24 protein-coding genes are annotated in these 26,296 nt (G+C 69.4%); 9 read left to right on the top strand and 15 right to left on the bottom strand.

What is annotated here, in order from left to right:
* The first annotated feature begins 152 nt into the window (after nt 1–152).
* The 4 genes from RIN43_RS07400 (at nt 153) to RIN43_RS07385 (ending at nt 3,216) form a co-directional block, all read left to right on the top strand.
* The gene (locus RIN43_RS07400) at nt 153–773 is read left to right on the top strand and encodes a hypothetical protein (RefSeq protein ID WP_309128260.1); all 621 of its coding nucleotides are present in this window, start codon (nt 153–155) and stop codon (nt 771–773) included.
* Entirely contained in the window at nt 773–1,369 is a 597-nt protein-coding gene (locus RIN43_RS07395) for a hypothetical protein (protein ID WP_309128259.1), read from the top strand. The genes RIN43_RS07400 and RIN43_RS07395 overlap by 1 nt, the downstream gene beginning before the upstream one ends.
* Nucleotides 1,366–1,638, top strand: coding sequence for a helix-turn-helix transcriptional regulator (locus RIN43_RS07390; RefSeq protein ID WP_309128258.1), 273 nt, complete (start codon nt 1,366–1,368; stop codon nt 1,636–1,638). Before RIN43_RS07395 ends, RIN43_RS07390 begins: the two co-directional genes overlap by 4 nt.
* 123 nt (nt 1,639–1,761) lie before the next feature.
* Entirely contained in the window at nt 1,762–3,216 is a 1,455-nt protein-coding gene (locus RIN43_RS07385) for a dicarboxylate/amino acid:cation symporter (protein ID WP_375163721.1), read from the top strand.
* 87 nt (nt 3,217–3,303) lie between these two features.
* Here the strand turns inward: RIN43_RS07385 and RIN43_RS07380 are convergent, their stop codons facing one another.
* Together RIN43_RS07380 and RIN43_RS07375 are read right to left on the bottom strand one after the other, a co-directional pair.
* On the bottom strand, nt 3,304–5,013 hold the full coding sequence (locus RIN43_RS07380) for a sodium:proton antiporter (protein ID WP_309128257.1): 1,710 nt from the start codon (nt 5,011–5,013) through the stop codon (nt 3,304–3,306).
* Between the two features lie 92 nt (nt 5,014–5,105).
* Entirely contained in the window at nt 5,106–5,741 is a 636-nt protein-coding gene (locus tag RIN43_RS07375; RefSeq protein WP_309128256.1) for a phosphoribosyltransferase family protein, read from the bottom strand.
* A gap of 92 nt (nt 5,742–5,833) precedes the next feature.
* Between RIN43_RS07375 and RIN43_RS07370 the strand changes: the two genes are divergently transcribed.
* A complete protein-coding gene (locus RIN43_RS07370; protein ID WP_309128255.1) occupies nt 5,834–6,877 on the top strand; it encodes an LLM class flavin-dependent oxidoreductase in 1,044 nt (347 codons plus the stop codon).
* A 7-nt stretch (nt 6,878–6,884) separates the two neighbouring features.
* On the opposite strand, the gene RIN43_RS07365 is transcribed toward RIN43_RS07370, so the two are convergent.
* Genes RIN43_RS07365 through RIN43_RS07340 form a run of 6 tightly spaced genes read right to left on the bottom strand, consistent with a single transcriptional unit; the run spans nt 6,885 to nt 13,190 of the window.
* Entirely contained in the window at nt 6,885–7,733 is an 849-nt protein-coding gene (locus RIN43_RS07365; protein ID WP_309128254.1) for an ABC transporter ATP-binding protein, read from the bottom strand.
* On the bottom strand, nt 7,730–8,521 hold the full coding sequence (locus RIN43_RS07360; RefSeq protein ID WP_309128253.1) for an ABC transporter ATP-binding protein: 792 nt from the start codon (nt 8,519–8,521) through the stop codon (nt 7,730–7,732). The genes RIN43_RS07365 and RIN43_RS07360 overlap by 4 nt, the downstream gene beginning before the upstream one ends.
* A gap of 4 nt (nt 8,522–8,525) precedes the next feature.
* The gene (locus tag RIN43_RS07355) at nt 8,526–9,377 is read right to left on the bottom strand and encodes an ABC transporter permease (protein ID WP_309128252.1); all 852 of its coding nucleotides are present in this window, start codon (nt 9,375–9,377) and stop codon (nt 8,526–8,528) included.
* Nucleotides 9,374–10,324: an ABC transporter permease gene (locus RIN43_RS07350; protein WP_309128251.1), complete on the bottom strand. Its 951-nt coding sequence runs from the start codon at nt 10,322–10,324 to the stop codon at nt 9,374–9,376. Before RIN43_RS07350 ends, RIN43_RS07355 begins: the two co-directional genes overlap by 4 nt.
* A 3-nt stretch (nt 10,325–10,327) precedes the next feature.
* Nucleotides 10,328–11,977: an ABC transporter substrate-binding protein gene (locus RIN43_RS07345; RefSeq protein WP_309128250.1), complete on the bottom strand. Its 1,650-nt coding sequence runs from the start codon at nt 11,975–11,977 to the stop codon at nt 10,328–10,330.
* A 28-nt stretch (nt 11,978–12,005) separates the two neighbouring features.
* On the bottom strand, nt 12,006–13,190 hold the full coding sequence (locus RIN43_RS07340; RefSeq protein ID WP_309128249.1) for a C45 family peptidase: 1,185 nt from the start codon (nt 13,188–13,190) through the stop codon (nt 12,006–12,008).
* A 121-nt stretch (nt 13,191–13,311) separates the two neighbouring features.
* Here RIN43_RS07340 and RIN43_RS07335 point away from each other — a divergent pair, with 121 nt between their 5' ends.
* A complete protein-coding gene (locus RIN43_RS07335; protein ID WP_309128248.1) occupies nt 13,312–14,199 on the top strand; it encodes a MurR/RpiR family transcriptional regulator in 888 nt (295 codons plus the stop codon).
* A gap of 46 nt (nt 14,200–14,245) precedes the next feature.
* Here the strand turns inward: RIN43_RS07335 and pheA are convergent, their stop codons facing one another.
* Entirely contained in the window at nt 14,246–15,190 is a 945-nt protein-coding gene (gene pheA, locus RIN43_RS07330; protein ID WP_309128247.1) for a prephenate dehydratase, read from the bottom strand.
* Between the two features lie 129 nt (nt 15,191–15,319).
* On the opposite strand from pheA, the gene pgm reads away from it, so the two are divergent.
* Entirely contained in the window at nt 15,320–16,963 is a 1,644-nt protein-coding gene (gene pgm, locus RIN43_RS07325; protein WP_309128246.1) for a phosphoglucomutase (alpha-D-glucose-1,6-bisphosphate-dependent), read from the top strand.
* Between the two features lie 64 nt (nt 16,964–17,027).
* Here pgm and RIN43_RS07320 read toward each other — a convergent pair whose 3' ends face one another.
* The 6 genes from RIN43_RS07320 to RIN43_RS07295 all read right to left on the bottom strand — a co-directional run bounded on the left by RIN43_RS07320 (nt 17,028) and on the right by RIN43_RS07295 (nt 23,210).
* Complete coding sequence (locus tag RIN43_RS07320) at nt 17,028–18,131, bottom strand: glycerate kinase (protein ID WP_309128245.1); 1,104 nt, start codon at nt 18,129–18,131, stop codon at nt 17,028–17,030.
* On the bottom strand, nt 18,128–19,156 hold the full coding sequence (locus RIN43_RS07315; protein ID WP_309128244.1) for a LacI family DNA-binding transcriptional regulator: 1,029 nt from the start codon (nt 19,154–19,156) through the stop codon (nt 18,128–18,130). The genes RIN43_RS07320 and RIN43_RS07315 overlap by 4 nt, the downstream gene beginning before the upstream one ends.
* A gap of 67 nt (nt 19,157–19,223) precedes the next feature.
* Nucleotides 19,224–19,979, bottom strand: coding sequence for a TIM barrel protein (locus RIN43_RS07310; RefSeq protein WP_309128243.1), 756 nt, complete (start codon nt 19,977–19,979; stop codon nt 19,224–19,226).
* Nucleotides 19,980–20,015: 36 nt separating this feature from the next.
* Entirely contained in the window at nt 20,016–20,882 is an 867-nt protein-coding gene (locus RIN43_RS07305; RefSeq protein ID WP_309128242.1) for a sugar phosphate isomerase/epimerase family protein, read from the bottom strand.
* Nucleotides 20,879–22,048: a dihydrodipicolinate synthase family protein gene (locus RIN43_RS07300; RefSeq protein ID WP_309128241.1), complete on the bottom strand. Its 1,170-nt coding sequence runs from the start codon at nt 22,046–22,048 to the stop codon at nt 20,879–20,881. The genes RIN43_RS07305 and RIN43_RS07300 overlap by 4 nt, the downstream gene beginning before the upstream one ends.
* A gap of 4 nt (nt 22,049–22,052) precedes the next feature.
* Entirely contained in the window at nt 22,053–23,210 is a 1,158-nt protein-coding gene (locus RIN43_RS07295; protein ID WP_309128240.1) for a Gfo/Idh/MocA family oxidoreductase, read from the bottom strand.
* A 148-nt stretch (nt 23,211–23,358) separates the two neighbouring features.
* On the opposite strand from RIN43_RS07295, the gene RIN43_RS07290 reads away from it, so the two are divergent.
* The gene (locus RIN43_RS07290; RefSeq protein WP_309128239.1) at nt 23,359–24,354 is read left to right on the top strand and encodes a hydroxyacid dehydrogenase; all 996 of its coding nucleotides are present in this window, start codon (nt 23,359–23,361) and stop codon (nt 24,352–24,354) included.
* A complete protein-coding gene (locus tag RIN43_RS07285; protein ID WP_309128238.1) occupies nt 24,351–26,294 on the top strand; it encodes a DUF2264 domain-containing protein in 1,944 nt (647 codons plus the stop codon). Before RIN43_RS07290 ends, RIN43_RS07285 begins: the two co-directional genes overlap by 4 nt.
* The last annotated feature ends 2 nt before the right edge of the window (nt 26,295–26,296 follow it).

Genomic DNA, 26,296 nt, shown 5'->3' with positions numbered 1-26,296 from the left:
CGTGTTCGCCCTCGGCATAGCGGGGTTGATTTCCGGGCAGTGCGCGAGATCGGCCCTGCAAGCGGATCTGCCGTTGACGCCCTTATCGACTGTCGTTATGTTAACGAAAAGCGATAACAACGACTGTCGATATGGAAGCGAGCAGAACGATCATGAACGGTGCCTCTCCCCTGTCCCGCGCCGACGGCTTCGGCCTCGGCCTGATTGCGACGGGCGCGGTGAGCGTCGCCGTCGCCGCGCTGGTGGCCGTGGTCAGAGGCGCCCTCGAGGTCTTCGGCGCGGACGTGGCGGTGCGGATGCCGGTCGATGGCGGCGCAGCCGCACCGCTCGCTGCGCTCGACGGGGTCGACTCCGCCGCGTACTCACAAGCGGAGGTCACCTTCGAAGCCCTCTCGGCCGGTGCCAGATGGATGCTGCTGCTGGAGGGCGCGCTGCCCGCGCTCGCGACGGTGGGGGTGTGCGCGGTCGCCTGGCGGCTCGGAGTCTCGCTGATCCGCGGGCGTCCGTTCCGCAAGACCATGTCGACGACCATCGGCATAGCGGCATGCCTCGTGGCGGCGGGCGGATTGTTCAGTCAGATCTTCGGGGCCATCGCCCGCGCGATGATCGTCGACCGGCTGGCGGCATCCGACGATGGCGTCTACGACTCCTTCGCCGCCTTCTCGCTCGATCTCGATCTGGCTCCCCTCGGATGGGGCTTCGCCCTCGCCCTCGTGGCGATGGCGTTCACCTGGGGCACGCGCCTGCAGCGCGAGACGGAAGGACTGGTGTGATGAACGTGAAAGCCCGTGACAGACTCACCAGCGGACAGCTCATCGGCACGATCATCGTCGCCGTGTTCACGATCGTCGGCATCGCGTTCGTCGCGGCGAACCGGTTCCTGACGGCGTTCACCGCCGATGGGCTCGCGCTTGAGGTGCCGATCCCCGCGGAGCATGGCGCCCCAACCTCTCCTTCCGGCGCAGCCTTGCAAGTGACGCAGGCGATCGTGACAGTACCGAGCGCGAATGCCGGCCTCGCGGCGCTGGCCGTCGGAACTATCCTGCTCGCCGCCTTCGCGGGCATCGCCGTCGTGATCCTGTATCTCGCGCTCGCACTCGAAATCTCCCGCGGCCGGCCGTTCTCGCGCAGGTCGAACCGCCTGCTGGCCGCGATCTCGGCTGTCGTGCTGCTCGGAACCACTGGCTGCTATCTGCTCGACAGCGCGATCGCTCGCAGCGTGCGGTCGGCGGCGGGGTTCGGAGAGATCGGGAGCTGGACGCCGCTGAGCTACTGGATGGGCTTCGCGATCGTCGGCGCGCTCGGACTCATCGCCTACGCGTTCCGTCGTGGTTCGGTGTTGCAGCGCGAGACGGAGGGATTGGTATGAGCCCCGCGGATGCGGACGAGGAGTTCACGGGCATCCACTGCCGGCTCGACGAGCTGCTCGCGGAGCGCGGAATGACGCTGACCGAGCTCAGTGCGCGCGTCGGGGTGAGCATCGTGAACCTGTCGGTGCTGAAGAACGACAGGGCGAGAGCGATCCGATACTCCACACTGCGCGCTGTGTGCGAGGCGCTCGAGTGCGAAGTGGGCGATCTGCTGGTCCTGGCCCGCGAAGCAGCATCCACGCGATCGAAGCCGAACCGCATGACCTGAGTGGCGACTTCGACGTCTCCTCCCATCCGTCATCCTTCGTCATATCCGCCCCGGGAATTCCTGGCTGCTCCTAACGTTGACTCCCATGGCGCGCACCGTGCGCGCGGAAGACATGGAGATCCCGTGAGCACCAACGCACGCGCACAGAAGGCGCCAGACACCCGAGGACCGGTCCGCAAGCTGCTGACCTCCTTCGGGTTCCAGATCATCGCAGCTCTGATCCTCGGCATCGCCGTGGGTGTCATCGGACGCAACCTCGGCGCCAGCGCCGACAACCCGACCGTCCTGTCGGACACCCTCGACACGATCGGCGGTTCGTACGTCACGCTGCTGAAGGCCGCCGTGGTGCCGCTCATCTTCACCGCGATCGTGGCGAGCATCTCGAACCTGCGCCGCGTGCAGAACGCCGCCCGCCTGGCGGGGCAGACTCTGCTGTGGTTCGCGATCACCGCATTCATCGCGGTGACGATCGGCATCGTGCTGGGTCTCGTGATCCAGCCCGGCTCACGGGCCGGTGCGGGCCTCGAGACCGGTGAGCCGCACAGCGTCGGCACCTGGTGGAACTTCCTGCTCGGCCTGATCCCGCAGAACTTCCTCGGCATCGGCGCGTCGACGTCTCTGGACCTCGAAGCCGGCACAGCCACCACCGGCGTCAGCTTCAACATCCTGCAGGTCATCGTCGTCGCCGCCGTCGTCGGCATCGCCGCCCTCAAGGCGGGCAAGAAGGCCGAGCCCTTCCTCGTCTTCACCGAGTCGCTGCTCAAGGTCATCCAGCGCGTGCTGTGGTGGATCATCCGCATCGCCCCGATCGGCACCTTCGGCCTGATCGGCTCGGCGGTCATCAAGTACGGCTGGGACAAGCTCACCTCCCTCGCCTGGTTCGCCGGCGCGATCTACATCGGCCTCGCTCTGGTGATCTTCGTCGTGTACCCGATCCTGGTTCGCACCCACGGACTTTCGATCAAGCAGTACTTCTCGGGCGTCTGGCCCGCCGTGCAGCTCGCCTTCGTCAGTCGCTCGTCGATCGGCACCCTGCCGCTCACCGAGCGCGTCACCGAGCGCAACCTCGGCGTGCCGGCCTCGTACGCCTCGTTCGCCGTGCCGTTCGGCGCCACCACCAAGATGGACGGCTGCGCCGCGATCTACCCGGCCATCGCAGCGATCTTCGTCGCCCAGTTCTTCGGCATCGAGCTGAGCTTCATCCAGTACGTGCTGATCGTAGTCGTCTCGGTGCTGGGCTCCGCGGCCACCGCGGGCACCACGGGCGCCACCGTGATGCTCACGCTGACCCTGTCGACCCTGGGCCTGCCGCTCGAGGGCGTCGGACTGCTGCTCGCGATCGACCCGATCCTCGACATGGGACGCACCGCGGTGAACGTCGCAGGGCAGGCGCTCGTGCCGACCATCGTCGCCAAGCGTGAGGGAATCCTCGACGAGGACCTGTACAACGCTCCGCGAGGCGGCCTGCCGTTCGCCGACGAGGACATCGATGACGCGGATGCCGCCGCCGACGCAGCTGCGGAGAGCCCGGAGGCCGAGCCCGGTGCTGCCGGCAAGGAGTCCGTCGGCGCACGCTGACCCCGTTCCTCATTCAGAGCGCCTCGCCCCTCCCGGGGCGGGGCGCTCTGTCGCTCCCCTTGAACAGCCTCATCGTGTGCGACCGATTCACGCCCGCGGCTGCGGACGCGTGGCGCCGCGGGTGTCGAGCGCGAGCTCCTCGGCATCCATCGCCGTGATCAGCTCGTGCATGACCTCCTCACTGAGGTTGCCGGCATCGCGCTCCTCGAGGAGCACCTGCCTGCGCACCGCCAGCCAACCCTTGGACAGCGTGAGGAGCTGTTCGTAGGTCGGTCGCGGCTGCGCCTCGGCATCAGCACGCTCGGCATCCGACTCGATCTTCACCAGCCGCTTCGCGAAGGCGTCGAACGCCGGCAGTGCAGCATCCCCCTGATCGCTCGCCCACTCGCGGCGCATCGAGCGCAGGTACGCCTTGCCGGCCTCGCGGCTTCTCTCCCGCACTGCGGCGAGCTGCCTGGCATCCTCCTGCGCCTCCGAATCGTCCACGACGTCGAGGCGACGGATCAGCCACGGAAGGGTCAGCCCCTGCAGCAGCAGCGTTCCCACCGTGACCACGAACGCCACGACCACGATGGCGTGAGCCGCGTCCTCCTCGAGCCCTGCGAGGTCGGCGGCGGCCAGCGCCGTCGCCAACGTGACCACTCCGCGCATGCCCGCCCACGAGATGACGGCGTTGTCGCGCCACGACAGGCTCGTCTCGGCGAGTCGGCGCCGCAGCTGCTCGTCCGTGAGCGGATGCCGACCCCGCCTCGTCTGCACCGTAGCCTGGCCGTGCAGCGCCTGGATGCGCTCCCATTTGCGCAAACGCATGCGCGTCCACCACTGACCCCATGCACCGGCCGGGTAGACGAACAGCGGCCGCACCACCAGCACGACCAGCAGCACGACCCCCGACAGCAGCAGCACCGGGCCGACGTCGCCGTCGTTCAGTTCGCTGATGACTCGCGGCAGCTGCAGACCGATGTAAGCGAACACGAAGGACTCCAGCAGGAAGTCCGCCGAGAGCCACAGCGGCGCCTCCTGCTGACGGGTCGTGTAGCTCGTGCGGGGTGCGTTGAACCCGACGAAGAGCCCCATCGCCACCACGGCGAGAACGCCCGAGCCGCCCAGCGCCTCGGCGATCGCGTAGGCGCCGAAAGGGGCGAGCAGCCCGAACGTGCCATGGACCACGGGGTCGCTGACGCGCATGCGCAGCTGATGCATCGCTGCGCCGAAGAGGATGCCCACGACCACGCCCACGATGACGGCCACCACGAACTGCCAGATGGTCTCGCCGAGGTCGAACGCCGCGGAGCCGGCCACGATCGCGGCGAACACGCGATACATGGTCAGTGACGTGGCATCGTTGATGAGGCTCTCACCCGACAGCACTGTCATCACCCGCCGCGGCAGCCCGAGCCTGCGGCCGATCGCGGCGGCCGATACCGCATCCGGCGGGGCGACGATCGCTCCGAGCAGCAGCGCACCCGGAAGCGTGAGCGACGGCATCAGCCACCAGGCGACCAGTCCCACGATCACCGCGGTGACGACAACCAGGCCGATGCCGAGACGGCGGATCTGCGGCAGGCTCCGCTGAAAGCTCACGAACGATACGTCCAGGGCCGCGGAGTACAGCAGTGGCGGCAGCACGAGGTTGAGCAGGACGTGCCCGTCGATCGCGAGGTCGGGGATGAAGGGCAGGAAGGATGCCGCGAGCGCCACGACCGTCACGAGCAGCGGTGCCGGCCAACCCCTCGATCGTGCCACCGCCGCCACGGCGACCGCTCCGACGATGACGACGAAGATCCCAGCGTCCATGCGGAAAGGTTAATGCCCGGCTCCCACCCGTCCGTGGGCGCATCGCCGCGGTCACCGCACTGCGCAGCTTCGTTGAGCTCGCGCCGTGCCCATCAGCCCGCGGCCGCGAGCAGCCGGACGACCTCCTCGTCGGACGTCTGCCGGAAATCGATGTAGTGCATCCCGACCGCCATGAAGCTGCTCGGGGCGGTAAGCACCACGATCTCGTCGGCCGTCGTGCGCAGCTCGTCGATCACCTCCGGAGGTGCGACGGGCACGGCGACGACGATGCTCGCGGCGCCGCGTGCGCGCGCGATCTCGCATGCGACGCGGATGCTGGCGCCGGTGGCGATCCCGTCGTCCACGATGATCGCCGTTCTGCCCTCGATCGGCTCGGCCTCCCGACCTGCCCGCAGCATCCGCGATCGCCGCTCGACCTCTGCTCGCTCGCGATCCTCCGCGGCGGCGAGCGTCCGCTCGTCGATGCCGGCCGTGTCGACGACGGCCTCGTTCCGCACGGCGGCGCCATCCTCCCCCACCGCCGCCATCGCGACCTCCTCGTGACCCGGGACCCCCACCTTGCGCACGATCAGCACGTCCAGCGGCACCGCCAGCGCGCGAGCGACAGGGGCCGCGACGGGAACGCCGCCGCGCGGAAGCGCGAGCACAACGGCGTCCTCCTGCGCACGATGGCTCAGCCGCCTGGCGAGCTGCCATCCGGCGTCCGTGCGGTCCTCGAAACTCCACATGACGTCTCCTGCCACCTGGACTACGCCACCCGAGCCGAGACGGTCAAGCCCCTCGCGGAATGCTCGAAGCGCACCCGCGGTTGCCCCTGAAGATGACTTCTCCCGCACTCTCCATACTCGACCTCGTCCCCGTGCGCACCGGCCAGACCAGCGCGCAGGCCGTGGCAGCGTCGCTCGACCTCGTCCAGCGGGCCGACGAGCTCGGCTACCGCCGCTACTGGTTCGCCGAGCATCACAACATGCCGTCGGTCGCATCGACCGCCCCGCCGGTGCTCATCGCGGCCGCGGCCGCGCGAACCGCCCGCATCCGGGTCGGGTCGGGCGGGGTGATGCTGCCCAACCACGCGCCTCTCATCGTCGCCGAGCAGTTCGCCGCGCTCGAGGCGATCGCCCCCGGCCGCATCGATCTGGGCATCGGACGAGCGCCCGGCAGCGACCCGGTGATCACGCAGCTGCTGCGCGCGACAGGCACTGCAGGCGACGTGGAGCGCTTCCCCTCGCATGTGCAGGACATCGCGCTGATGCTGCGCCCGGAAGGGGCGACGGTGCAGTTCACGAGCGGCGGGGAGTACGCGGTGCTGGCCACGCCCGCGGCATCCGCCGTGCCGGAGATCTGGTTGCTCGGTTCGAGCGACTATTCCGCGCAGCTGGCAGCGTCGCTCGGCATGCCGTACGTCTTCGCGAACCACTTCTCCGGGCAGGGGCTGGAGCGGGCCCTCGACCTCTACCGTTCGGCGTTCCGTCCGAGCGAGACCCTTTCGGAGCCGCGCACCTTCCTCACGGCCAATGTGGTCGCAGCCCCGACGGCGGAGGAGGCGGAGGAGCGGGCGCTGCCGCAGCTGCGGATGATGGCGCGGCTGCGCCGCAACCAGCCCCTCGCTGCGCTCGAGACGGTCGAGCAGGCGAAGCAGGGGCTGCAGGCCACCGCCGATTCCGAGGAGTGGACGCTCATCGACGGCATCCGCTCTCGCTGGTTCGTCGGCGGCGCGGCGGGCGTGCGTTCGTCGGTGGCTGAGTTCGCCACCAGGCACGGCGTCGACGAAGTGATGATCTCACCTGTCGCCGGGGCCTACGACTCCGAGCCGCTCGACGCCGCCGCCGGTCGCGCCCAGTCCCTGGAGCTGCTGGTCGGGTGAGCGGGGATCAGGCCTCGGTCACGACGGACATGCGCTGTGTGAACGTCATCCTCGCCTGGGCAACTCGTTCCGGCTTCCAGTCGGGACCGGGGGTCGACGCCAGCAGCAGCTGGGTGTACGGGTGGTCGGGCGCGTCGAGCACCTTCCGCGTCTGCCCCCGCTCGACGATGCCGCCTCGGAACAGCACGATCACCCGCTGGCAGATCTCCTGCACGACGGCGAGGTCGTGGCTGACGAACAGGTAGCCGACTCCGGACTCCCGTTGGATCTCGCCGAGCAGGTCCAGCACCTGAGCCTGCACGGAGACGTCCAGCGCGGACACCGCTTCGTCGAGCACCACGAGCTTCGGCGAGACGGCTAGCGCCCGGGCGATCGCGACGCGCTGGCGTTGTCCTCCCGACAGCTCGTGTGGCTTCGCCTCGGCGTGCCGTTCAGACAGTCGCACGCGATCAAGGAGCGCTAGCGCCTCGGAACGCGCGGCGACGCGTCCCGAGACGCGACGATGCAGGAGAAGCACCCGCTGCAGCGATTCTGTGACCGACAGCCGGCGGTCGAGTGAGCCGTTCGGGTCCTGAAAGACCATCTGCGCAGCCTGCGCCCGCGCCAGCCTCGCCCGCCGCCCATGAACCGGTCGCAGCCGGTCCACGCCGTCGATGCGCACCGCGCCCGAATCGGCGCGCTCGAGACCGACGAGGATGCGGGCGATCGTGCTCTTGCCGGATCCGGACTCGCCGACGAGTCCGAGCGCCTCGCCGGCATCGATGTGGAAGCTCGCCCGGTTCACGGCCGTCACGTCATCGGCGCCGCGCCCCATGCGGAAGACGCGGTGCAGGTTCTCTACCTCGACGAGGCTCATGATGCGGTCCTCCGCTCCAGCGCCGGTGCGGCGTCGATGAGTGCACGGGTGTACGGATGCTCGGCTGCGTCGAACAGATTGCGCCCTGCCAGAGTCTCCACGATCTCACCGGAACGCAGCACGTACACGCGGTCGCAGATGGCTCCGGCGAGATGCAGATCGTGTGTGATGAGCAACATGCCGAGTGCACGCTCCCTCATCTGGCTCTGGAAGATCGCAACGATCTCCGCCTGCGTGGTCACGTCCAGTGCGCTCGTGGCCTCGTCCGCCAGGATCAGCTTCGGGTCCGTGCTGAGCGCAGCTGCGATCACGACGCGCTGCAGCATCCCGCCTGACAACTCGTGCGGGTACTGCCGCATGCGTCTGGCGGGCTGGGTCAGCCCGACCTCGGCGAGCAGATCGAGGATGCGCCGGTCGGCTTCTCTGCGTCGCATGCCGTGGACGCGCACGAGCCGTTCGGCGAGTGAATCCCCGATCCGGCGCACCGGGTTCAGCGCCCCCCGGGGATCCTGCTGGACCAGGGCCACGGACGAGGCGCGGGTTCGCCGCAGAGTCGCCGCGTCGGCACCGACCATCTCGGTGCCTTCGATCCGGATGCTTCCCGTCACCTCCGCCTCGTCACCGTACAGCCGCAGGGCGGCACGGACGGTCGTCGATTTGCCGGAGCCGGATTCGCCGACGAGGCCGACCATCTCGCCGGGCGCGACCTGCAGGTCGATCCCGTGCAGGATCCGCGTCGGCGTGTCGCCCGCGAAGCTCAGATGGAGGTTGTGGATGTCCAGGAGCATCAGCTCATCCCTTCGCAAGCAGGCGGTCGGCGATACGGACTCCGACGACGTTCACTGCGACCACCACGAGGGCGATCGCGACGCCGGGGACGAGGGTCGGAAGGAAGTGCCCCTGCACGAGCCCTGCCTGACCTTCCTGCACCATCAGCCCCCACTCGGAGCTCGGCGGCTGCGCACCGAATCCGAGGTAGCTGAGCGTCGCCAGGCTCATCAGCGCCTCACCGAACAGCACAACGAGATAGCCGACCAGGGCGGGCAGGAGGTTCGGTATGACGGCGCGGATGCAGATCGCCAGCCCGCCCAACCCTTGCACGCGGTAGGCATCCACGTACGGCCGCGCCATCTCGCTCAGCGCGAGACTGCGCGTGTACTTCGCGATCACCGGAGCGTACGCGAGGGCCAGAGCGATCACAGCGGTGACCGGCCCCTTGCCGAAGACAGCGATGACGAGGACGACGAACAGAAGGCCGGGGAAGGCGAACATCACGTCGGTGACGCGGGCGAGCAGCGTGTCGATCCATCCTCCGTGCCAGGCGGCGAACACGCCGATCGCGACGCCGAGCAGCGAAGCGAGGATCAGCAGCAGGACAGGGCCGACGAGTGTCTCGCCTGTGCCGACGAGGAGCCTGGAGAGGAGGTCGCGCCCGAGTTGGTCGGTGCCGAGCGGGTGCGCGACGCTCGGACCCGACCAGATTGCGCCGAAGTCGATCTCGTCGGATTCGTGCGGGGCGAGCACCGGGCCGAGCAGCGCTGCTACGACCGCCAGCACGAGGAAGCCGAGCGCCACCCAATAGCCGATGGCCGGGCCGGAACGGCGTTGTCTCGCGCGCAGTCGCGGAAGCACCAGAACGGTCATGACGAGACCACCCTTCGGTTGATTCGCGGATCGAGGACCGGCAGGAGCAGGTCCACGATCGTGGTCACGACCATGTAGGCGACCACCATGAACAGCAGCACGGCCTGCACCACCGGGAAGTCATGCGTGTTGATGGCCTCGACCAACAGCGAGCCGACGCCCGAGAGGCCGAACACCGTCTCGACGGCGACCGTTCCCGCGATCATGCTCGCGATGACGAGGGCGACCATCGTGATGATGGGCCCCCATGACGCGCGAAGCACGTGATCGCGGACGATGAAGCGCTCGGAAAGGCCGGTGGCACGCGCCGCCTCGACGTGCTCGGACGAGAACTGCTCGATCATCGATTGCCGGGTCACACGGCTCACGATCGCCAACGCGCCGATGGCGAGAGTCACCGCAGGCAGCGTCAGCGCATACAGCCGATCCGGTCCGCCCGTGCCGGCGCCCGCAACGGGAAACCACCGCAGCTGCACGGCGAAGAGCGCGACCAGCGCGATGCCGACCACGAAGGAGGGGACGCTGGCGGCGAGAGTGGTGGCGCCCACGACCAAGGTGTCGGGGGTGCGTCCGCGTTTCACCGCTGCCAGCACGCCCAGCCCGATGCCGATCACGATCAGCAGGACCGCCGCGTATCCGACGAGGGCGAGAGTGACGGGGATGCGCGCCGCAAGGATCGCGCTGACAGGCTGGTGATACTGGAACGACTGGCCGAAGTCGCCGGTGAGCGCGCCCGCGGCCCAGTGCCAGTACTGGGCGAGCATCGGCTCGTCCAGATGGTACTGGGCCCGGACGCTGGCGATCCGCTCCGGAGTCATGTTCTCGGGGTTGCCGATCAGGAAGGTGACCGGGTCTCCGGGCGCGGCGAACATGGCGACGAAGATGATGAAGGACGCGACGACGAGCGTGATGACCATGCCGCCGAGCTTCCGGATCGCGTGGAACATCGCTCAGCCCTTCGTGCTGCCCAGGTCGACCGCCCACGGGTAGTAGATGTATGCCGCTGAAGACGGCACGCCCGTGACGGTGTTCGCCATGATGAGGGTCGATGGCGTGGCCACGACCGGCAGCCACACGGCGTCCTCGACCCAGCGGCGCTGCAGATCGATGGTGATCTCCGCGCGCTCGGCATCGTCCGTGGCCGCGTACCCGGCGGCCACCAGCGCGTCGTACTCCGGGTCCGCGAAGACGCCGAAGTTCACGCCCGCGTCCGACTTGCCGTTCTTGTAGAACCCGAGCGGGTCGTTCTTCGAGATGTAGTACTCGTCGGGCCACAGGTCTGCCTTGTCGCGCAGCTCGGCATCCGAGTAGAAGTCCCCGTACTGCGCCTCCGGCACGACGGTGATCTCGGCGTCCAGTCCGATCGACTTCGCCGCAGCGACGAGTGCGTTTGCGATCACGTTGTGCGTGGACGATCCGTTCGAGGCGACGATCAGCGGTTCGGACGGCACGCCGGCCTCCTGCACCAGCTTCTTCGCCTGCTCGAGGTCCTTCGCGCTCGGCTTCGACGGTGCGCCGGTGAGTTCGTCGTACGCCGCCTGGAACTCATCCGCCTCGTAGCCCCAGGCACCCGCGCCGACCGGCGTCTTCCACGGCTGAGCGAGGCCACTGAAAGCGGCCGCCGAGATGCCCTCACGGTCGAGCGCGAGGGAGAGCGCCCGCCGCAGCCGCACGTCGGTGAGGGCCCCGCGATCGGTCGTCTCCAGAACCCAGGCGTTCGTCGAGGGCCCTTGGAACACCGACACGCTGTCACTGCCCGCGAAGGTCACGGCCGCACCGGCGTTCTCGAGGTAGGCGCCGTGCGCTTCTCCCGTCGTGAGGCTGTTCACGGTGGCCGACTCATCGGCCCAGCGGAAGACGACCTTCTCGGCGAGCGCCTCGACCTCGGCGTCCCAGTAGTCGTCGACCTTCGTGATGGTCAGCTGCGAACCGGGCTCCCACGACTCGATCTGGTACGGACCGCTGCACGCGGAGGCCGAGGCGGGCCCTCCGAAACCATCACCTTCCGCCTCGATGACCCGCGGGTTCCACACGATCCCGCCGTCACCGGCCATCGCCTGCAGGAAGATCGCGTCGGGCTGCGTCGTGGTGACGGTGATCTGGTCATCTGCGGTCTGCGACATCGAGACCACGTTCTGGTACTCATCGGACTCAGCAGCCCCTTCGGCCGCATGGCGGTTCATGCTCCACAGCACGTCGGCCGTGGTCACAGGACTGCCGTCGTGGAACACGGCATCCTGACGAATCGTGAACACGACGTGGGTGTCGTCGATCCACTCGGCCTTCGACGCGATGCCCTGGCCGAGAGTGAGGTCGGGCTGCACCTGCATCAGGCGATCGCAGGTGTTGGCGAGCACCGTGTCGTCGGCGGTCGTCGCATCGATGTCGGCATCCATGGTGGTCGGCTCCGAGCCGAGCATCCAGGTCACCGACTCGATGGGACCCGCTGCCTTCGCCGTCACCGCCGCGAAGGGCGCGTCGAGCTTGACCTCGGGCTTGTTCTGTTCTCCGCCCGCCGCGCAGCCTGTGAGCGCGAGCGCCGCGATGGCGGCGACTCCCAGGGCGGTGCGGGGCAGACGGCGGTGCTGTGATTTCTTCATTGAAACGCCTCCTTCTCGGGATTGACAGTCAGGGGTTCCGCGGAGCCTCCCCCGGGCCGTCATACAGGCTCCAGGGCAGTGCTTCGTAGTCGGTCTCGCACGGGAATCCGGCGGCGATCCGGTAGACGCCGGTCGTCAGGTCGACGCAGCTCGACAGCAGGGTCGACCACTGCCGCAGCCTCGGCGCGCCCGGATCGGGATGCGTGCAGACGCCCTCCGGGTAGCCGAGGTGGTCGGACATGGCTGCCTTGACGCGAGCGACGCTTTCGGCGTCGTCCTTCGCATCGGCGACCTCCGCGAGTCTGGCACGCACGCGCGGCAGACGCAGCAGCGAGTCGGCGGAGACAGGCCGGTAGCGTCCCGCCAGCTGGGGCGGAACGGACGCCTGGAAATGGTTCGCGTGCGCGATGACGCCGTGATCGTCGGGGTAGATCCAATCCACTCCGTCAGGGGTCGTCTCGACATCGATCGCGTAGCCGCTCTTGTGAGCGAGCAGTGCGTTGCTGGCGATGTGCGGGCGCGTCTTCACGAGCGTGTTCAGCGCCCCGGCGAGGTTCGACTGATCGAGCACGAGGCGCCGGATGAGGGTCTGCGGCAGTCCGATGGTGTCGCCGAAACTGCCCCCCAGCCCGTTGGCGTTGAGTGCGATTCCCGCCGAGTTCGCGCCATGCCTTCCGACCTGGCCTGCTTCTACCTGCATGACGACGGTGGGCAGCGGATCCTGCACGATACGGATGACGAGCGTCGTGTCGGCGGTGAGGGTCCGCCAATCCCAGTTCTGTCCGACGAGCGTATGGCCGGTTCCACTGGCCGCCCCGGTGAGGAAGAAGGAGGTGCAGCCGTCGACGGCGTCCCGCTCCTCATCGTGCTCGAGTGCCGAATCCCGGGCGGACGATCCCGACACTCGGGAGTCGTAGACGAACTCACCGCGGACGTTGAGTGTGAGCACCTCCGCGAAGGAAATGCCTGCCCCTTCGGCGATGCCGCGCATCTCTTCCACGAGGTGCGGCGCGAGCTGCTCGGAGATCGGAAGCCACTTCGACACCGAGTCGGTGATCTGGTTCCAGGTCAGTCCGGTCTGCTGGGTGAGCGCTTCGGCGTAGTAGGCGAGAGAGGCCGCGATGAGATCGCGGGCGCCCTCGCCGTGCTGGCGACCACGTTCGCGGGCGCTGCCGCTGACCTCGAGCACGCGGATCTGCCGTACATCGCCCATCAAATCCTCCTCGATGTCTCACGGCGTGGCCGCGTTACAGGGTTGCGATTCCCTGCGGCCCAGAGAATGATGGTGGAACATCCGTTACGGATTCCCTCCACTGGGAAGAGACGATACATCAATGGACTCATTTGTAACAACCGATACAGACAATCTCGCGCTGACTCGACTCCGCGATCGCATCTCGGAACGGTGGAATGAACTGTCGAAGTCGGAACGTGCAGTCTGCCGCGTGCTGATGGCGATGTCGGCCGAGCGGATGCTCTACTCAAGCGCGGCAAGCCTTGGAACGCAGAGCAACACGTCGAACGCATCCGTGGTGCGCACCCTGCAGACCCTGGGTTACTCCGGTCTGTCGGAACTGAAGCAGGAGGTCGCGACGCCGTTCAGTTCGAGTGTCGCCCCCGACGTGCGCCTGCGCAGTCGTCTGGAGCACCTCGGCCGTGATCTGGCTCAGATCCAGCGGGAGATCTGGGCCGAGGCCGAGGAGCTCATCGACCTCGCGAGTCGCACGAACAGCGATGCGGAGTACGAGGCGGCGGTCGGCCTCATCGTCCACGCCGACACCGTCTTCTCGTACGGCCTCGGTGCCTCGGGAATGCCCGCCGAGCATATCGCGCTGCGGCTGCGGCGGATCGGCGTCTCGACACGGCGCCTCACCGCCGACGGCTTCCGCCTCGCCGACGAAGCGCTGGCTCTCGGAGCGCGAGACCTGCTCGTCCTCTTCGCGCCCGGCCGTGTCACGCGCGACATGGAGGTGTTGCTCGATCAGGCCCAGCTCGTCGGCGCGAGCACGCTGCTGATCACCGATGAGCTGCACGAGGTGCTCGCCTCACGGGTGAACGTCGTGCTGAGGGCACCGCACACGCCGACAGGCCTGACCGCCGAGGGAATGCCGGGGGTCCTCGTCAGTGACGTGCTCGTGCAGGCGGTGTCGGCAGTGGCACCCGACGCGGCGCTGCGCTCATCGCAAGCGCTCAATGATCTACGGGCCAGGTTGGGGTATTGACCTTCCCCGTCGACACCGGGGCTCGCCGACGCGGATCGCGCCGGCGTCAGCCCTCTTCCGGCTCGCCGGCGATGAGTCCGCGCAGCCAGTCGCGCGCTTCGACGAAGATCTCGTCGGCGTAGCGGTCGGGGTACTGCACGATGCGGCGGTCGGCGCGAGGGTACGAGCCCAGGAACACCACGCGGGGGCTGAAACGACGGATGCCGAGCAGGGCGTCGGCCATCCGCTCGTCCTGGATGTGCCCGTCGGCGTCGAGCACGAACCGGTACCGGCCGAGCTCGTCGCCGATCGGACGGGACTCGATGAGCGACAGGTTGATGCCGCGGGTCGAGAACTGCTCGAGCATCTCGAGCAGCGCGCCTGGCCGGTCATCGGGCAGCTCGACGATGAGGGACGTCTTGTCGGCCCCGGTCGGCTCCCCCGGCGCCACGGTGCGGGCCACCAGCACGAAGCGGGTGACGGCGTTGTCGTTGTCTCCGATGTTCTCGGCGAGCACCTCGAACTCATGGTGCTGCACGATGCCGGGGGCCGCGATCGCGGCCTGCGCGGGCAGGGTGCCGTCGAGGATGCCGAGGGCGGAAGCCACGTTGCTCGCGGCGGGCACGTGCGCGTGCCGAGGCAGATGCGCGCCGAGCCAGCTGTGGCACTGGGCGTAGGCGACGGGGTGTGCGGCGATCACGGTGACGTCATCGAGCGAGATGCCCGGATTCGCGACCAGCACGAAGTTCACCTTCACCAGGTACTCGCCCACGATGCGGAGTCCCGGTTTCGTGGCCAGCGCGTCGAGAGTCGTCGACACGCCTCCCTCTATCGAGTTCTCGATCGCGATCATCGCCGCATCGCTGCGCCCCTCGAGCACGTCGGCGAGCGCCTCGCCGACGTTGTGCACGGGCTTCCACTCATGCCCGCGCGCCTCGGGCACCTGGTCGAGCGCCGCCTCGGTGAAGGTTCCGGCAGGGCCCAGATAGCTGTAGGTGCGGCGTTCGATCACCCGGCAAGCCTACTGGCGGCCCGCGCGCTCCGACTTCCCGTGCCTGTTCGGTTACAGATGATGCCGGACGCCGGAGGCCGGTTGCACACCGAGGATGCATCCCGGCGCCCAGCGGGGCAGACTATCCCCATGACGAGCCGAGCTGGCCTCCCCGCGGAGGAAAAGGACCTCATCGACGTCGACGAGCTGATCGCGGCGTACTACGACCGGCATCCGGACCCGCAGGTCGCGACCCAGCGCGTCGCCTTCGGCACGAGCGGCCACCGAGGCTCCTCCCTGTCATCGAGCTTCAACGAGGACCACATCCTGGCCACCACCCAGGCCATCGTCGACTACCGCCGCGAGCAGGGCATCGAGGGGCCTCTGTTCCTCGGTCGCGACACGCACGCCCTGTCGTTGCCGGCCGAGCGCAGCGCCATCGAGGTGCTGATCGCGAACGGCGTCGACGTGCGCACCGACTCCCGCGACTCCTGGGTGCCGACACCAGCCCTCAGCCACGCCATCCTCACCTACAACCGCGGCAGGGCCGCGTCCGATCGGGGTCGGGCCGACGGCATCGTCGTCACCCCGAGCCACAACCCGCCCCGCGACGGCGGCTTCAAGTACAACCCTCCGCACGGCGGTCCCGCCGACACCGACGCCACCGGCTGGATCGCGCAGCGCGCGAACGCGCTCATCGAAGCGGGCCTGGAGGGCGTACAGCGCATCCGCTACGCAGACGTCGACGGCGACTCCATCGGCGAGTACGACTTCCGTGACGCCTACGTGCGCGATCTGCCGTCGATCATCGACATCGACGCGATCAAGCGTGCCGGTGTGCGCATCGGCGCCGACCCGCTCGGCGGAGCATCCGTGGAGTACTGGGCCCTGATCGCCGAGATGCACGGGCTCGACCTGCGTGTGGTGAACCCCGAGGTCGACCCGACCTGGCGCTTCATGACGCTCGACTGGGATGAGAAGATCCGCATGGATCCGTCCTCACCCAGCGCCATGGCGTCGCTCGTCGCGAAGCGCGGCGACTACGACGTGCTCACCGGCAACGACGCGGATGCCGACCGGCATGGGATCGTCACGCCGGACGCCGGCCTGATGAACCCGAACCACTACCTCGCCGTGGCGATCGACTATCTCTTCTCTCACCGCGCGGACTGGCCTCGGGACGCCGTGATCGGCAAGACGCTGGTGTCGTCGATGATCATCGACCGGGTCGCCGACTCGCTGGGGCGCCGCCTGCTCGAGGTACCGGTCGGCTTCAAGTGGTTCGTTCCCGGCCTGCTCGACGGCACCGTCGCGTTCGGCGGCGAGGAGTCCGCCGGCGCCTCCTTCCTGCGCATGGACGGCAGCGTCTGGTCGACCGACAAGGACGGCATCCTGCTGTGCCTGCTCGCGGCCGAGATCATCGCGGTCACCGGCAAGACGCCGTCGGAGCGCTACCGCGAGCTCGAGGAGTCTTTCGGGTCGTCCGCCTATCAGCGGGTCGACGCGCCGGCGACGCCGGATCAGAAGGCGACGCTGGGCAGGCTCGCGCCGGATGCGGTGGGCGCCACGGAGCTGGCCGGCGAGCCGATCACCACGAAGCTCTCGCACGCGCCCGGCAACGGCGCGGCTATCGGGGGGCTGAAGGTGCAGACCGAGCACGCCTGGTTCGCGGCGCGCCCGTCGGGCACCGAGGACGTCTACAAGCTCTATGCCGAGAGCCTGCTCGGGCCCGACCATCTCGCGCAGGTGCAGGAGGAGGCCAGGTCGGTGGTCGCCGCGGCGCTGGACGCCTGAGCACGCACCCGACGGGGAGCGGAGCACCTGCCGCCGGCGCCGTCGGTCCCACGCGCGGCCGGGGTCAGCCGAGCTGGCGCGCCAGCCTGATACCCGCCTCGTGCAGCCAGCGTGCGGGCTCCGCCAGGGCGGATGCCGGCGAGCCGGCGAGGTCGGTGAGCGATGCGGATGCCGCGAACGGCCGAGTGTCGGCCTCGGCGGTGATGCGTCCCGCGACGAGCGCCGCGCGTGCCCCGGCCTCGGCGGCCAGCTGCGCGACGAACGACGGCACCTTGCCTTCGCCCGACTGACCGTCGTACGACCCTTCGCCGGTCACCACCACGTCTGCTGCGGCCACGGCGTCGCCGAGTCCGATCAGCCGCGCCACCTCCGCAGCGCCGGGCAGGAGCTTCGCGCCCCATGCGACCAGAGCTCCGCCCACGCCGCCCGCCGCGCCGGAGCCGGCCACAGTGGGATCCAGTCCGAGCAGTCGAGCGAGACGCCCGAGGCCGGCATCGACGAGCGCGCGGTCAGTGGCATCCGCGAGCCCCTTCTGGGGACCGAACACTTCGGCGGCTCCTCGCGGCCCGATGAGCGGATTGGTCACATCGGTGAGCACCAGCGCCTCGGGCACGGGGCGCAACTGCGAGAGATCGACGTGCACGACCGCTGAGAGGCCCCGCGCTCCCGACGCCACGGGCATTCCGGTCGCGTCGTCGAAACGGGCGCCGAGGGCCCGCAGCATCCCGATGCCGCCATCGGTCGATGCGCTCGATCCGATGCCGAGCACCAGCCGTGACACCCCGTGATCGAGGGCGGCGGCGATCGCCTGGCCGAACCCCGTCGAGTCGGCGTCGAACGGGCGCAGCTCGTCGAGCAGCTCGATGCCCGACGTCGATGCCAGATCCACCACACCCGTGCCGTGCGGGGCACCGTCGGAGGGTGGCAGCAGCAGCCACGACGTCTCGACCGGGCTGCCGACGGGACCATCGACCACGATCGGCATCCGCTCCGCACCGGGAACCGCCGCCGCGAACGCCGCGACCGTGCCCTCCCCGCCGTCGGCCATCGGCCGCAGCACGACATCGGCCTCGGGATCGACCGTTCGCCAGGCATCCGCCAGCACCAGGGCCGCATCGGCCGCCGTGACCGTGCCCTTGAAGCTGTCCGGCGCGAAGACGACCCTCATCGGGCGATGCCGGGCGTGCTGTCGCGCAGCAGCACCTCGAGTTCAGCCGGTTCCTGCTGCCACTCGGCATCGACCGTCGCCCGGAACGCCTGGTACCCGAGATCGCTCAGCGGCACGCGAACGGTGGTGAGCTGCGGAGTGACGTCACGGCTGACCGGCACGTCGTCGAAGCCGCATACCGCGATGTCGGCGCCGACCGCACGGCCAGCGTCGCGGACGGCCGTCATGGCGCCGATCGCGACCACATCGCTGAGCGCGAAGACGAGAGTGCCCGGCTCGATCCCGTCGGCGAGCGCCCTCGCCATCGACTCGGCGCCGGACTCGCGCTCGAAGGTGCCGCGGTACACCCGCTCGACTTCTCCCCCTCCCGACTCGAAACCGGCGGTGAAGCCGTCGAGGCGATCGTCCGAGGTGCGCACACCCTCGACAGCTCCCAGTGCCACGGCGCGCCGGTAACCGAGCCCGGCCATGGCGCGCCCCAGCCGCTCGGCACCTCCGCGGTTGTCGATGCGTATGCTGCGGTCACCCCCTGGACCGAAGGTGACCGTTCGTCCGCCGAGCGCGCGGAAGGCGGCCAGCTCGCCGGAGGTCATGGTCTCGCCCTCCTCCGACCTGGATGCCGCGAGGATCACACCGCGGGGTCGCTGTCCGCGCAGCGCGTGAAGGATGCGGGCCTCGCGCTGCGGTTCGCGTTCGGTGATCGCGACGGTGACGATCAGGCCGTCCTCGTCGGCGCCGCGCGCGACGCCGGAGGCGATCAGGCCGAAGTAGGGGTCGGCGATATCGGCGACCAGCAGTGCGATGACCTGCGAGGTGCCGCGCGCGATGGCCTGCGCCGAGAGGTTCGCGGTGTAGCCGAGCTCGGCCGCCGCCGCCTCGACGCGCTCCCGGAACGAGTCGGCGACCTTGCGCTCAGAGCCGTTCAGCACGCGGGATGCCGTGGCCAGGGAGACGCCGGCCGCCCTCGCCACATCGTGCAGCGTCGGGGTGGTGGCGCGTCCCGCACGCCGTGCCGCATCAGTCATGTGCAGAGCCTATCGATCGACATCTCGAACTCGTGGGTGCGACGGGAGCGCTGATCCTCCGCGACCATCACTGCGCCGCGGCGATCCAGCCGCGCAGTGTCGCCGCCTCGGCGGGGAGCAGAGCGGGGTCGTCGCCGGGTACGAATTCCAGCAGGGCGTCGCGCGGCGGGGAGGGCAGAGCTGATGCTTCGCCGAAGAGCCGCTGCCAGAGCGCTTCCCTCTCGTGCAGGCGCAGCCGCTCGGCCGCCGGCCACCACGAGAAGACGTGCACGGCATCGACATGCGCGGCGATCGCGTCGAACTCGGCGAGCGCCTGGGCGTCGGGCGCGTCCACCGCCGGCTGCCAGTACGTGCCCAGGCCGGGCACGTACTGCAGCAGCCGGTTCACCGACGCGGGGTCGGGGGCGAGAGTTCGACGGTGGTACTCCAGGGAGAGACGGATGCCGCGCTCCGACGCCTCGGAGACGGCATCCTTCAGGCGGCCGGTCACTGCCGCCCAGTCGGCGTCGTCGGCGTCGGAGGCGTCGACCGTTCCCGCCCAGACGCGGACGCGGTCGGCCCCCAGAGCCTCGGCGCTGTCGAGGATCGGGGTGAGCTGCTCGTCGGCGCCCGCGCGGAAGTACGACCCGTACGAGCACACCTCGAGTCCGGCATCCGTCGTCGCCTGCGCGACCTCAGCCGCCCGCTCGGGGTCGCCGGGCGGCACGTGCACGTCGCCGCCCCACTCGATCACCTCGAGACCGGCGCCGGCGGCTGCCGCCACGACCTGCTCGGCGGTGAGCTGCCGGAACGTCACCGAGCAGAGTCCTGGTCTGATCGTCATCTGCCCATCCTCTCGTGCTGCCGATCCCCTCGCCGGTCAGGGCAGGTGCGGGCTGATCGCCTCGGCGAACGAGGCCGCGGTGCGCGCGACCACGCGTGCGGGGTCGTCGGCCCAGATGTCGGCGTTGAAGATCTCCACCTCGATGTCGCGGTCGTACCCCGTCTCGACCACCGCGCGGGTCAGCGAGCCGAAGTCGATCACGCCGTCGCCGGTGTAGTGCCTCGACAGCAGCACGTCCTCGGCGAGCGGTGTCCTCCAGTCGCACACCTGGTACGTCGCGATACGACCCTCGCGTCCGGCGCGGGCGATCTGCTCCAGCACCTGCGGGTCCCACCAGATGTGGAAGGTGTCGACAGCAGCGCCCACGACCGACGCGTCGAAGTCGGCGGCGATGTCGAGCGCCTGTCCGAGCGTCGACACGACGCAGCGATCCGAGGCGTACATCGGATGCAGCGGCTCGATCGCCAGCGTCACGCCGCTGCCCTTCGCGTCGTCGGCGAGGTCGCCGAGCGCGTCGCGCACCCGCTCCCGGGCGCCGACCAGGTCGCGGGAGCCGGCGGGCAGTCCGCCGGCGACCAGGACGAGCACCGCGGTGGAACCCTCGGCGCCGGCGGCGGCCAGCGTCGCGGTCTCCTCGATCGCGCGACGGTTGTCGTCGAGCGCGGCAGAGCGCTCGGGGCCATCGGGCAGCGTGAAGAACCCGCCGCGGCAGTGCGTCGTGAAGCGCAGCCCGGAGTCGGCCAGCATCTTCGCCGCGACGTCGAGGCCGACGGCGTTCACCGGTTCGCGCCAGAGCCCGATCGCCTGGATGCCGGCATCCGCCGTCACCGCCAGAGCGGTCTCGAGGTCGGCGTACTTGATGGTCGCCTGGTTGATCGACAGGCGGGGATCGACGGCGCTCATGCGTCCACTCCGTTCAGGCGCAGCATCCCGTGCCACCGTTCGCGTGCGAGGTCGGGATTCTCGAGCGCGAGCGACGCGTTCGCGAGCTCGACGATGCGCGACAGGTGCGGCAGGCTGCGCGCGGAGTGCAGGCCACCCACCATCTGGAACGCAGGCTGATGGCCGTTCAACCAGGCCAGGAACGCGACGCCGGTCTTGTAGTAGAACGTCGGCGCCGCGAACACCTGGCGGCTGAGCTCCTCGGTCGGACCGAGGATGCGCTCGTACGAGGCGGGGTCGCCGGCGTCGAGTGCCTGGATGGCTGCGGAGGCGACCGGAGTGATGGCTGCGAAGGCACCCAGCAGCGCGTCGGAGTACGGCCGCTCGCCGACGCCGGAGTCGCCGATCAGCGAGACGTAGTTGAAATCGTCCCCTGTGAACATCCGCACGCCCTCGGGAAGGCGCTCTCGCACCGAGATCTCGCTCTCGGCGTTCAGCAGGCTCATCTTGACGCCCGCGACCTTCCCCGGGTTCTCCTGGATGATGTCGAGCAGCACGCCGGATGCCGTCTGCCAGTCGTCGGCGCCGAAGTAGCCCTGCAGCTCAGGGTCGAAGGCGGTGCCGAGCCAGTGCAGCACCACAGGGGTGGTCGCCGACTCGAGCACCGATCGGTACACGCGACGGTAGTCGTCGGCGGATGCCGCGACCCTGGCGAGGTGACGGGACGCCATCAGCACGGGTCCGGCGCCCTGCTCCTCGGTGAGATGCAACTGCTCCTTGTAAGCGTCGATCACCTGATCGAGCGCGATGCGGGCCTCATCGACATGGTCGGTGTTGACGCCGACGACGACCGAGCCGCCCTCCTCGCGCGCGACCTCGGCGCTGCGAGCGATGAGCTCGCGGGTCGCCGCGGCGTCCAGCCCCATGTTCCGCTGTGCCGTGTCCATGGCGTCGGCGACGCCGAGGCCCCAGGAGTAGACGTTGCGGCGGAACGCCAGTGTCGAGTCCCAGTCGATGTCGGCCGGCTGACCAGGAGTGTTGTCGGCGTGCACCTTCGGCACGACGTGTGCGGCGGCATAGGCGACCCGGCTGCGAAGTGCCGACGAGGGCCTCTCGTACCCGCCGGAGTCGTTGAGCGCAGCATCCGTCGCCGTGCCATCGGCGGAGAGAAGACGAAGAGTCCTCATCGGATCAGTCCAGGCTCAGCGCCGACAGCGAGATCTTGCGGCCCTCGGCGCTGGAGGCCAGCCCGGCCTCGGCGAACTGCACACCGCGCGCGCCGGCGAGCAGGTCGAAGGCGTAGTCGGTTCCGAGCACGTACGAGGTCAGGTACTCCTCCCACTGCTGGCGGAAGCCGTTGAGGAACACATCGTTCGTCGGCACGGCCTGCCAGTCGGCGTCGTAGTCGTGCGCGTCCTCGAGGTCGGGGTTCCACACGGGCTTCGGAGTGGCGTTGCGCGGCTGGATCTTGCAGCCGAACAGCCCCACCACGGCCGAGCCGTGCGTGCCGTCGACCTGGAACTCGACGAGCTCGTCGCGGTTCACGCGCACCGTCCACGAGGAGTTGATCTCGGCGATGATGCCGCCCTCGAGCTCGAAGATGCCGTAGGCGGCGTCTTCCGCTGTGGCGGTGTACTTCTCGCCCTTCTCGTCCCAGCGCTCGGGGATGTGCGTCGCTGCCTGCGCGTAGACGCTCTTCACCTCGCCGAACAGGTTCTCGAGCACGTAGTTCCAGTGGGGGAACATGTCGCTGATGATGCCGCCGCCGTCTTCGGTGCGGTAGTTCCAGCTCGGACGCTGCGCGGGCTGCCAGTCTCCCTCGAAAACCCAGTAGCCGAACTCGCCGCGCACCGAGAGGATGCGCCCGAAGAAGCCGGAGTCGACCAGGCGCTTGAGCTTCTGCAGGCCGGGCAGGTACAGCTTGTCGTGCACGACGCCGGTCTTCACGCCGGCGCTCCTGGCCAGGCGCGCGAGCTCCATCGCCTCCTCGACCGACTCGGCCGTCGGCTTCTCGGTGTAGATCGCCTTGCCTGCCGCGATCGCCTTGCGGATCGCGGTCGCGCGCGCCTTCGTGACGAGGAAGTCGGCGTAGATCTCCCACCGCGGGTCGGCGAGGGCGGCGTCGAGGTCGGTCGTGTAGTCGGCGATGCCGTGCTTCGCAGCGATCTCAGCCAGCTTGCTCTCGCTGCGGCCGACGAGCAGGGGCTTGACGGTGACCTTCGAGCCGTCCGGAAGCTCGATGCCACCCTGATCGCGGATCGCGAGGATCGAGCGCACCAGATGCTGCCGGTACCCCATGCGCCCGGAGACGCCGTTCATGATGATGCCGATCTCGCGCACGTCTGCCATGGTTGTCCGTTTCTGTCGTTCGGGGTGGGAAGCTGATACGCTTCGGGTAAACGCTTTCCGCCATGAAAGCAGGTTCTCGCCGTAACTGCAAGCCTGCGGGCGGTCCGCACTGTGGCAGGGTGCGTGTAGGACTCACCAGGGAGACGATGTGGCAAGAATCCGCGCGCAGGCGATGATGGCTGCGGACGCCTTCGCCCTGCTGTTCGATGACACCAGGCGAACGCGATTCGCTCAACTCGCCGAGGTGACGGGCCCCATGCTGGTGAGTGACGACCCGGCGGTGGCGGGCGCACTCGCAGAGACCGAGGTTCTCATCACGTCATGGGGCGCGCCTCGGCTGGATGCGGCCCGTCTCGAACGGATGCCGCGCCTGCGCGCGGTGCTGCACGCCGCGGGAAGCGTGCGCGACATCGTCACCGAGGAAGTGTGGGCACGGGGCATCAGGGTCACGTCGGCCGCCGACGTCAACGCCGTTCCCGTGGCCGAGTTCACGATCGCCGCCATCCTGTTCTCGGGCAAGCGGGCGCTGACTCACATTCGCGCGCCTTACGACGGGACTTGGGACGCCTGGTCGCAGCGGAGCATCGGCAACGTCGACCGCACGGTCGGCATCGTCGGCTTCTCACGCATCGGCCGCCGCGTCGTGGAGCTGCTGCGACCGTTCGACGGCCTCCGCGCCGTGGTCGCCGATCCCTTCGCCGACCCGGAGGCCGTGGCAGCCGCCGGGGCCACGCTGATCCCGCTCGACGAGGTGCTGCCCCAGGCCGACATCCTCTCACTGCACGCCCCCTCCCTTCCATCGACGCGACACATGATCTCGGCGCGCGAGCTCGCGATGCTGCCCGACGGTGCGACGTTGATCAACACCGCGCGCGGCGCGCTGGTCGACCATGAGGCGCTGCTCATGGAATGCCGCACGGGCAGGATCGATGCGCTGCTCGACGTCACCGAACCTGAGCCTCTGCCAGCCGACGCGCAACTGCGTCGGCTGCCGAACGTGGCGATCACACCGCACCTGGCCGGATCGCTCGGCACGGAGGCTCGCAGGCTCGCCGACGCCGCGCTCGACGAGCTGGCCGCATACGCGTCGGGGAAGGCGCCTCTGCATCCGGTGACGAAGGCCGAATTGGAGATCAGCGCATGACGATCGCCCTGCCCGCCGAAGACCCGGCGATCTCGCCGTACACGGGCTGGACCCGCGCACACTGGACGACCGTGGCCGACTCGATCCTCGACGGGGCTGCGCGGTACGCGAGCCCGGCGGGATCGCTGATCTGCTACCCGGGCGAGCCGGGAGGCCTCGGTCGCGACATCGACCGCCTCGAGGGCTTCACTCGCACGTTCATGCTCGCGTCGTTCCGGATCGCCGGCGATGAGAAGGCCACCGCGCATCTCGCCGAACGATACGCACAGGGCATTGCGGCCGGTGTGGACCCCCGTCACCCGGAGCGCTGGCTGCGTCCCGACGAGCACGACCAGGCCAAGGTCGAGGCGGCGGCGCTCGCGCTGGGTCTGCACCTGACACGCGACACGGTGTGGGCGAGGCTCGATGCGAAGGCTCAGCAGCAGACCATCGACTATCTGGCGACATTCATCGGCGCCCCGTACCCGCCGAACAACTGGGCGTGGTTCCGCATCATGGTCGAGCAGTTTCTCGAGAGCGTGGGCGGACCGTTCTCCGACGCCGACCGGGAGCAGGACTTCGCTCTGCTCGATTCCTTCGACCGCGACGGCGGATGGGTAGCCGACGGTGACGGCCGCAACTTCGATCACTACTGCGGCTGGGCACTGCCGTTCTACCCCGTGATCTGGGCGGACATGGTGCGCGACGATCCGCAGCACTCGAGCCGAATCGCGCGGTACGCCGCCCGCCTGGACGATTATCTCGACGATGCCCTGCATCTCATCGGCGCCGACGGTGCACCGCTGCTCCAGGGACGCAGCCTGACGTACCGCTTCGCCGCCGCAGCGCCCGCATGGGCCGCCGCGTTCCACGGTCGTTCGCGGCACGATCCTGGGCTGCTGCGCCGCGCGGCCAGCGGTCAGGTGAGGCACTTCGTCGAGCACGATGCCCCCGACGCCGACGGCGTGCTCACCCTCGGCTGGCACCACCCGTGGCGGCCCCTCGCTCAGACCTACTCAGGGCTGGGCTCGCCGTACTGGGCGTCGAAGGGGATGCTCGGGCTCGCCCTGCCCACCGAGCACCCCGTCTGGACCGCGCGGGAACAGCCCCTGCCCATCGATCGCCGCTCGTTCGCACGGGTCATCGCCGCGCCGGGCTGGCTGGCCATCGGCACGGCCGACGACGGCATCGTGCGGGTCGTCAACCACGGCACCGACCACCGCGTCGAGGGCACCCTGCACCCGGACGCCCCGTTGTATGCGAAGTTCGGATACTCCACGGCCACCTCACCCGTGCTCGACGGCGCCACCGCGATCGCTCCCGTCGACGGCACGGTCGCACTGCTGCGCGACGGGCAGCCCAGCCACCGGTCGGGGTTCGTCGCGGGGCGCACGGCGCGGCTGGACGACCAGACCCTGATCGGTTCGTCGACGGCACGCTCGCACTGGCCGATCGGCTTGCGGCTCGCCGCCGACATCGGAGTCGGCACGCACGCCGGCCGCACCGACGAAGGCCCCTGGATCGACACGGTCTCGGTGGTGCGCGGTGCGTGGGAAGTGCGGTTCGTCAGGGTGCGCGAAGCGGATGCCGCGGCATCCGGGCGACTGCGCGTCGGCGGCTGGGCCCTCACCGCGCCGGACAGCCAGGTGCGCGAAGGGGCATGGGCGCAGTCGCCTCGACTGGCCACTCGCGTCATCGCGCTGCACGGCCTGAAGGACGTGACCGAAGGGGTGCTGCTGCAGGACGACGTCACGCCGCTGAACGGGCGCACCGCCGTTCCGTGGATCGAGACGGAGGCGTCACCGGGAGACTGGCAGATCGTCGCCGTCTTCCTGGGTGCGCCCGCCGCCGCCCCGCCGGCACCGTCGGCAGAGGCCGCCGGTTCGCCGGTGTTCCGCATCACCTGGCCGGACGGCGAGCGCACCGAGATGCGGCCGGACGAGGCGGCTGCACTGCGCTGAGC

Origin of the sequence: Microbacterium sp. (assembly GCF_031178445.1) — a bacterium.
In the GTDB taxonomy this organism is placed as follows: domain Bacteria; phylum Actinomycetota; class Actinomycetes; order Actinomycetales; family Microbacteriaceae; genus Microbacterium.
This window is presented reverse-complemented; position numbering and strand designations above follow the sequence as displayed.

Excerpts from the sequence above, each read along its gene's own strand:
- RIN43_RS07360 (WP_309128253.1), bottom strand. The coding sequence starts at position 8,521 with ATGCTCCTGGACATCCACAACCTCCATCTGAGCTTCGCGGGCGACACG.
- RIN43_RS07315 (WP_309128244.1), bottom strand. The coding sequence starts at position 19,156 with ATGACTGATGCGGCACGGCGTGCGGGACGCGCCACCACCCCGACGCTG.
- RIN43_RS07375 (WP_309128256.1), bottom strand. The coding sequence starts at position 5,741 with ATGTGGAGTTTCGAGGACCGCACGGACGCCGGATGGCAGCTCGCCAGG.
- RIN43_RS07365 (WP_309128254.1), bottom strand. The coding sequence starts at position 7,733 with ATGAGCCTCGTCGAGGTAGAGAACCTGCACCGCGTCTTCCGCATGGGG.
- RIN43_RS07335 (WP_309128248.1), top strand. The coding sequence starts at position 13,312 with ATGGACTCATTTGTAACAACCGATACAGACAATCTCGCGCTGACTCGA.
- RIN43_RS07395 (WP_309128259.1), top strand. The coding sequence starts at position 773 with ATGAACGTGAAAGCCCGTGACAGACTCACCAGCGGACAGCTCATCGGC.
- RIN43_RS07285 (WP_309128238.1), top strand. The coding sequence starts at position 24,351 with ATGACGATCGCCCTGCCCGCCGAAGACCCGGCGATCTCGCCGTACACG.
- RIN43_RS07400 (WP_309128260.1), top strand. The coding sequence starts at position 153 with ATGAACGGTGCCTCTCCCCTGTCCCGCGCCGACGGCTTCGGCCTCGGC.
- RIN43_RS07345 (WP_309128250.1), bottom strand. The coding sequence starts at position 11,977 with ATGAAGAAATCACAGCACCGCCGTCTGCCCCGCACCGCCCTGGGAGTC.
- RIN43_RS07310 (WP_309128243.1), bottom strand. The coding sequence starts at position 19,979 with ATGACGATCAGACCAGGACTCTGCTCGGTGACGTTCCGGCAGCTCACC.
- RIN43_RS07305 (WP_309128242.1), bottom strand. The coding sequence starts at position 20,882 with ATGAGCGCCGTCGATCCCCGCCTGTCGATCAACCAGGCGACCATCAAG.
- RIN43_RS07350 (WP_309128251.1), bottom strand. The coding sequence starts at position 10,324 with ATGTTCCACGCGATCCGGAAGCTCGGCGGCATGGTCATCACGCTCGTC.
- RIN43_RS07300 (WP_309128241.1), bottom strand. The coding sequence starts at position 22,048 with ATGAGGACTCTTCGTCTTCTCTCCGCCGATGGCACGGCGACGGATGCT.
- RIN43_RS07380 (WP_309128257.1), bottom strand. The coding sequence starts at position 5,013 with ATGGACGCTGGGATCTTCGTCGTCATCGTCGGAGCGGTCGCCGTGGCG.
- pgm (WP_309128246.1), top strand. The coding sequence starts at position 15,320 with ATGACGAGCCGAGCTGGCCTCCCCGCGGAGGAAAAGGACCTCATCGAC.
- RIN43_RS07370 (WP_309128255.1), top strand. The coding sequence starts at position 5,834 with ATGACTTCTCCCGCACTCTCCATACTCGACCTCGTCCCCGTGCGCACC.
- RIN43_RS07390 (WP_309128258.1), top strand. The coding sequence starts at position 1,366 with ATGAGCCCCGCGGATGCGGACGAGGAGTTCACGGGCATCCACTGCCGG.
- RIN43_RS07340 (WP_309128249.1), bottom strand. The coding sequence starts at position 13,190 with ATGGGCGATGTACGGCAGATCCGCGTGCTCGAGGTCAGCGGCAGCGCC.
- RIN43_RS07295 (WP_309128240.1), bottom strand. The coding sequence starts at position 23,210 with ATGGCAGACGTGCGCGAGATCGGCATCATCATGAACGGCGTCTCCGGG.
- RIN43_RS07355 (WP_309128252.1), bottom strand. The coding sequence starts at position 9,377 with ATGACCGTTCTGGTGCTTCCGCGACTGCGCGCGAGACAACGCCGTTCC.
- RIN43_RS07320 (WP_309128245.1), bottom strand. The coding sequence starts at position 18,131 with ATGAGGGTCGTCTTCGCGCCGGACAGCTTCAAGGGCACGGTCACGGCG.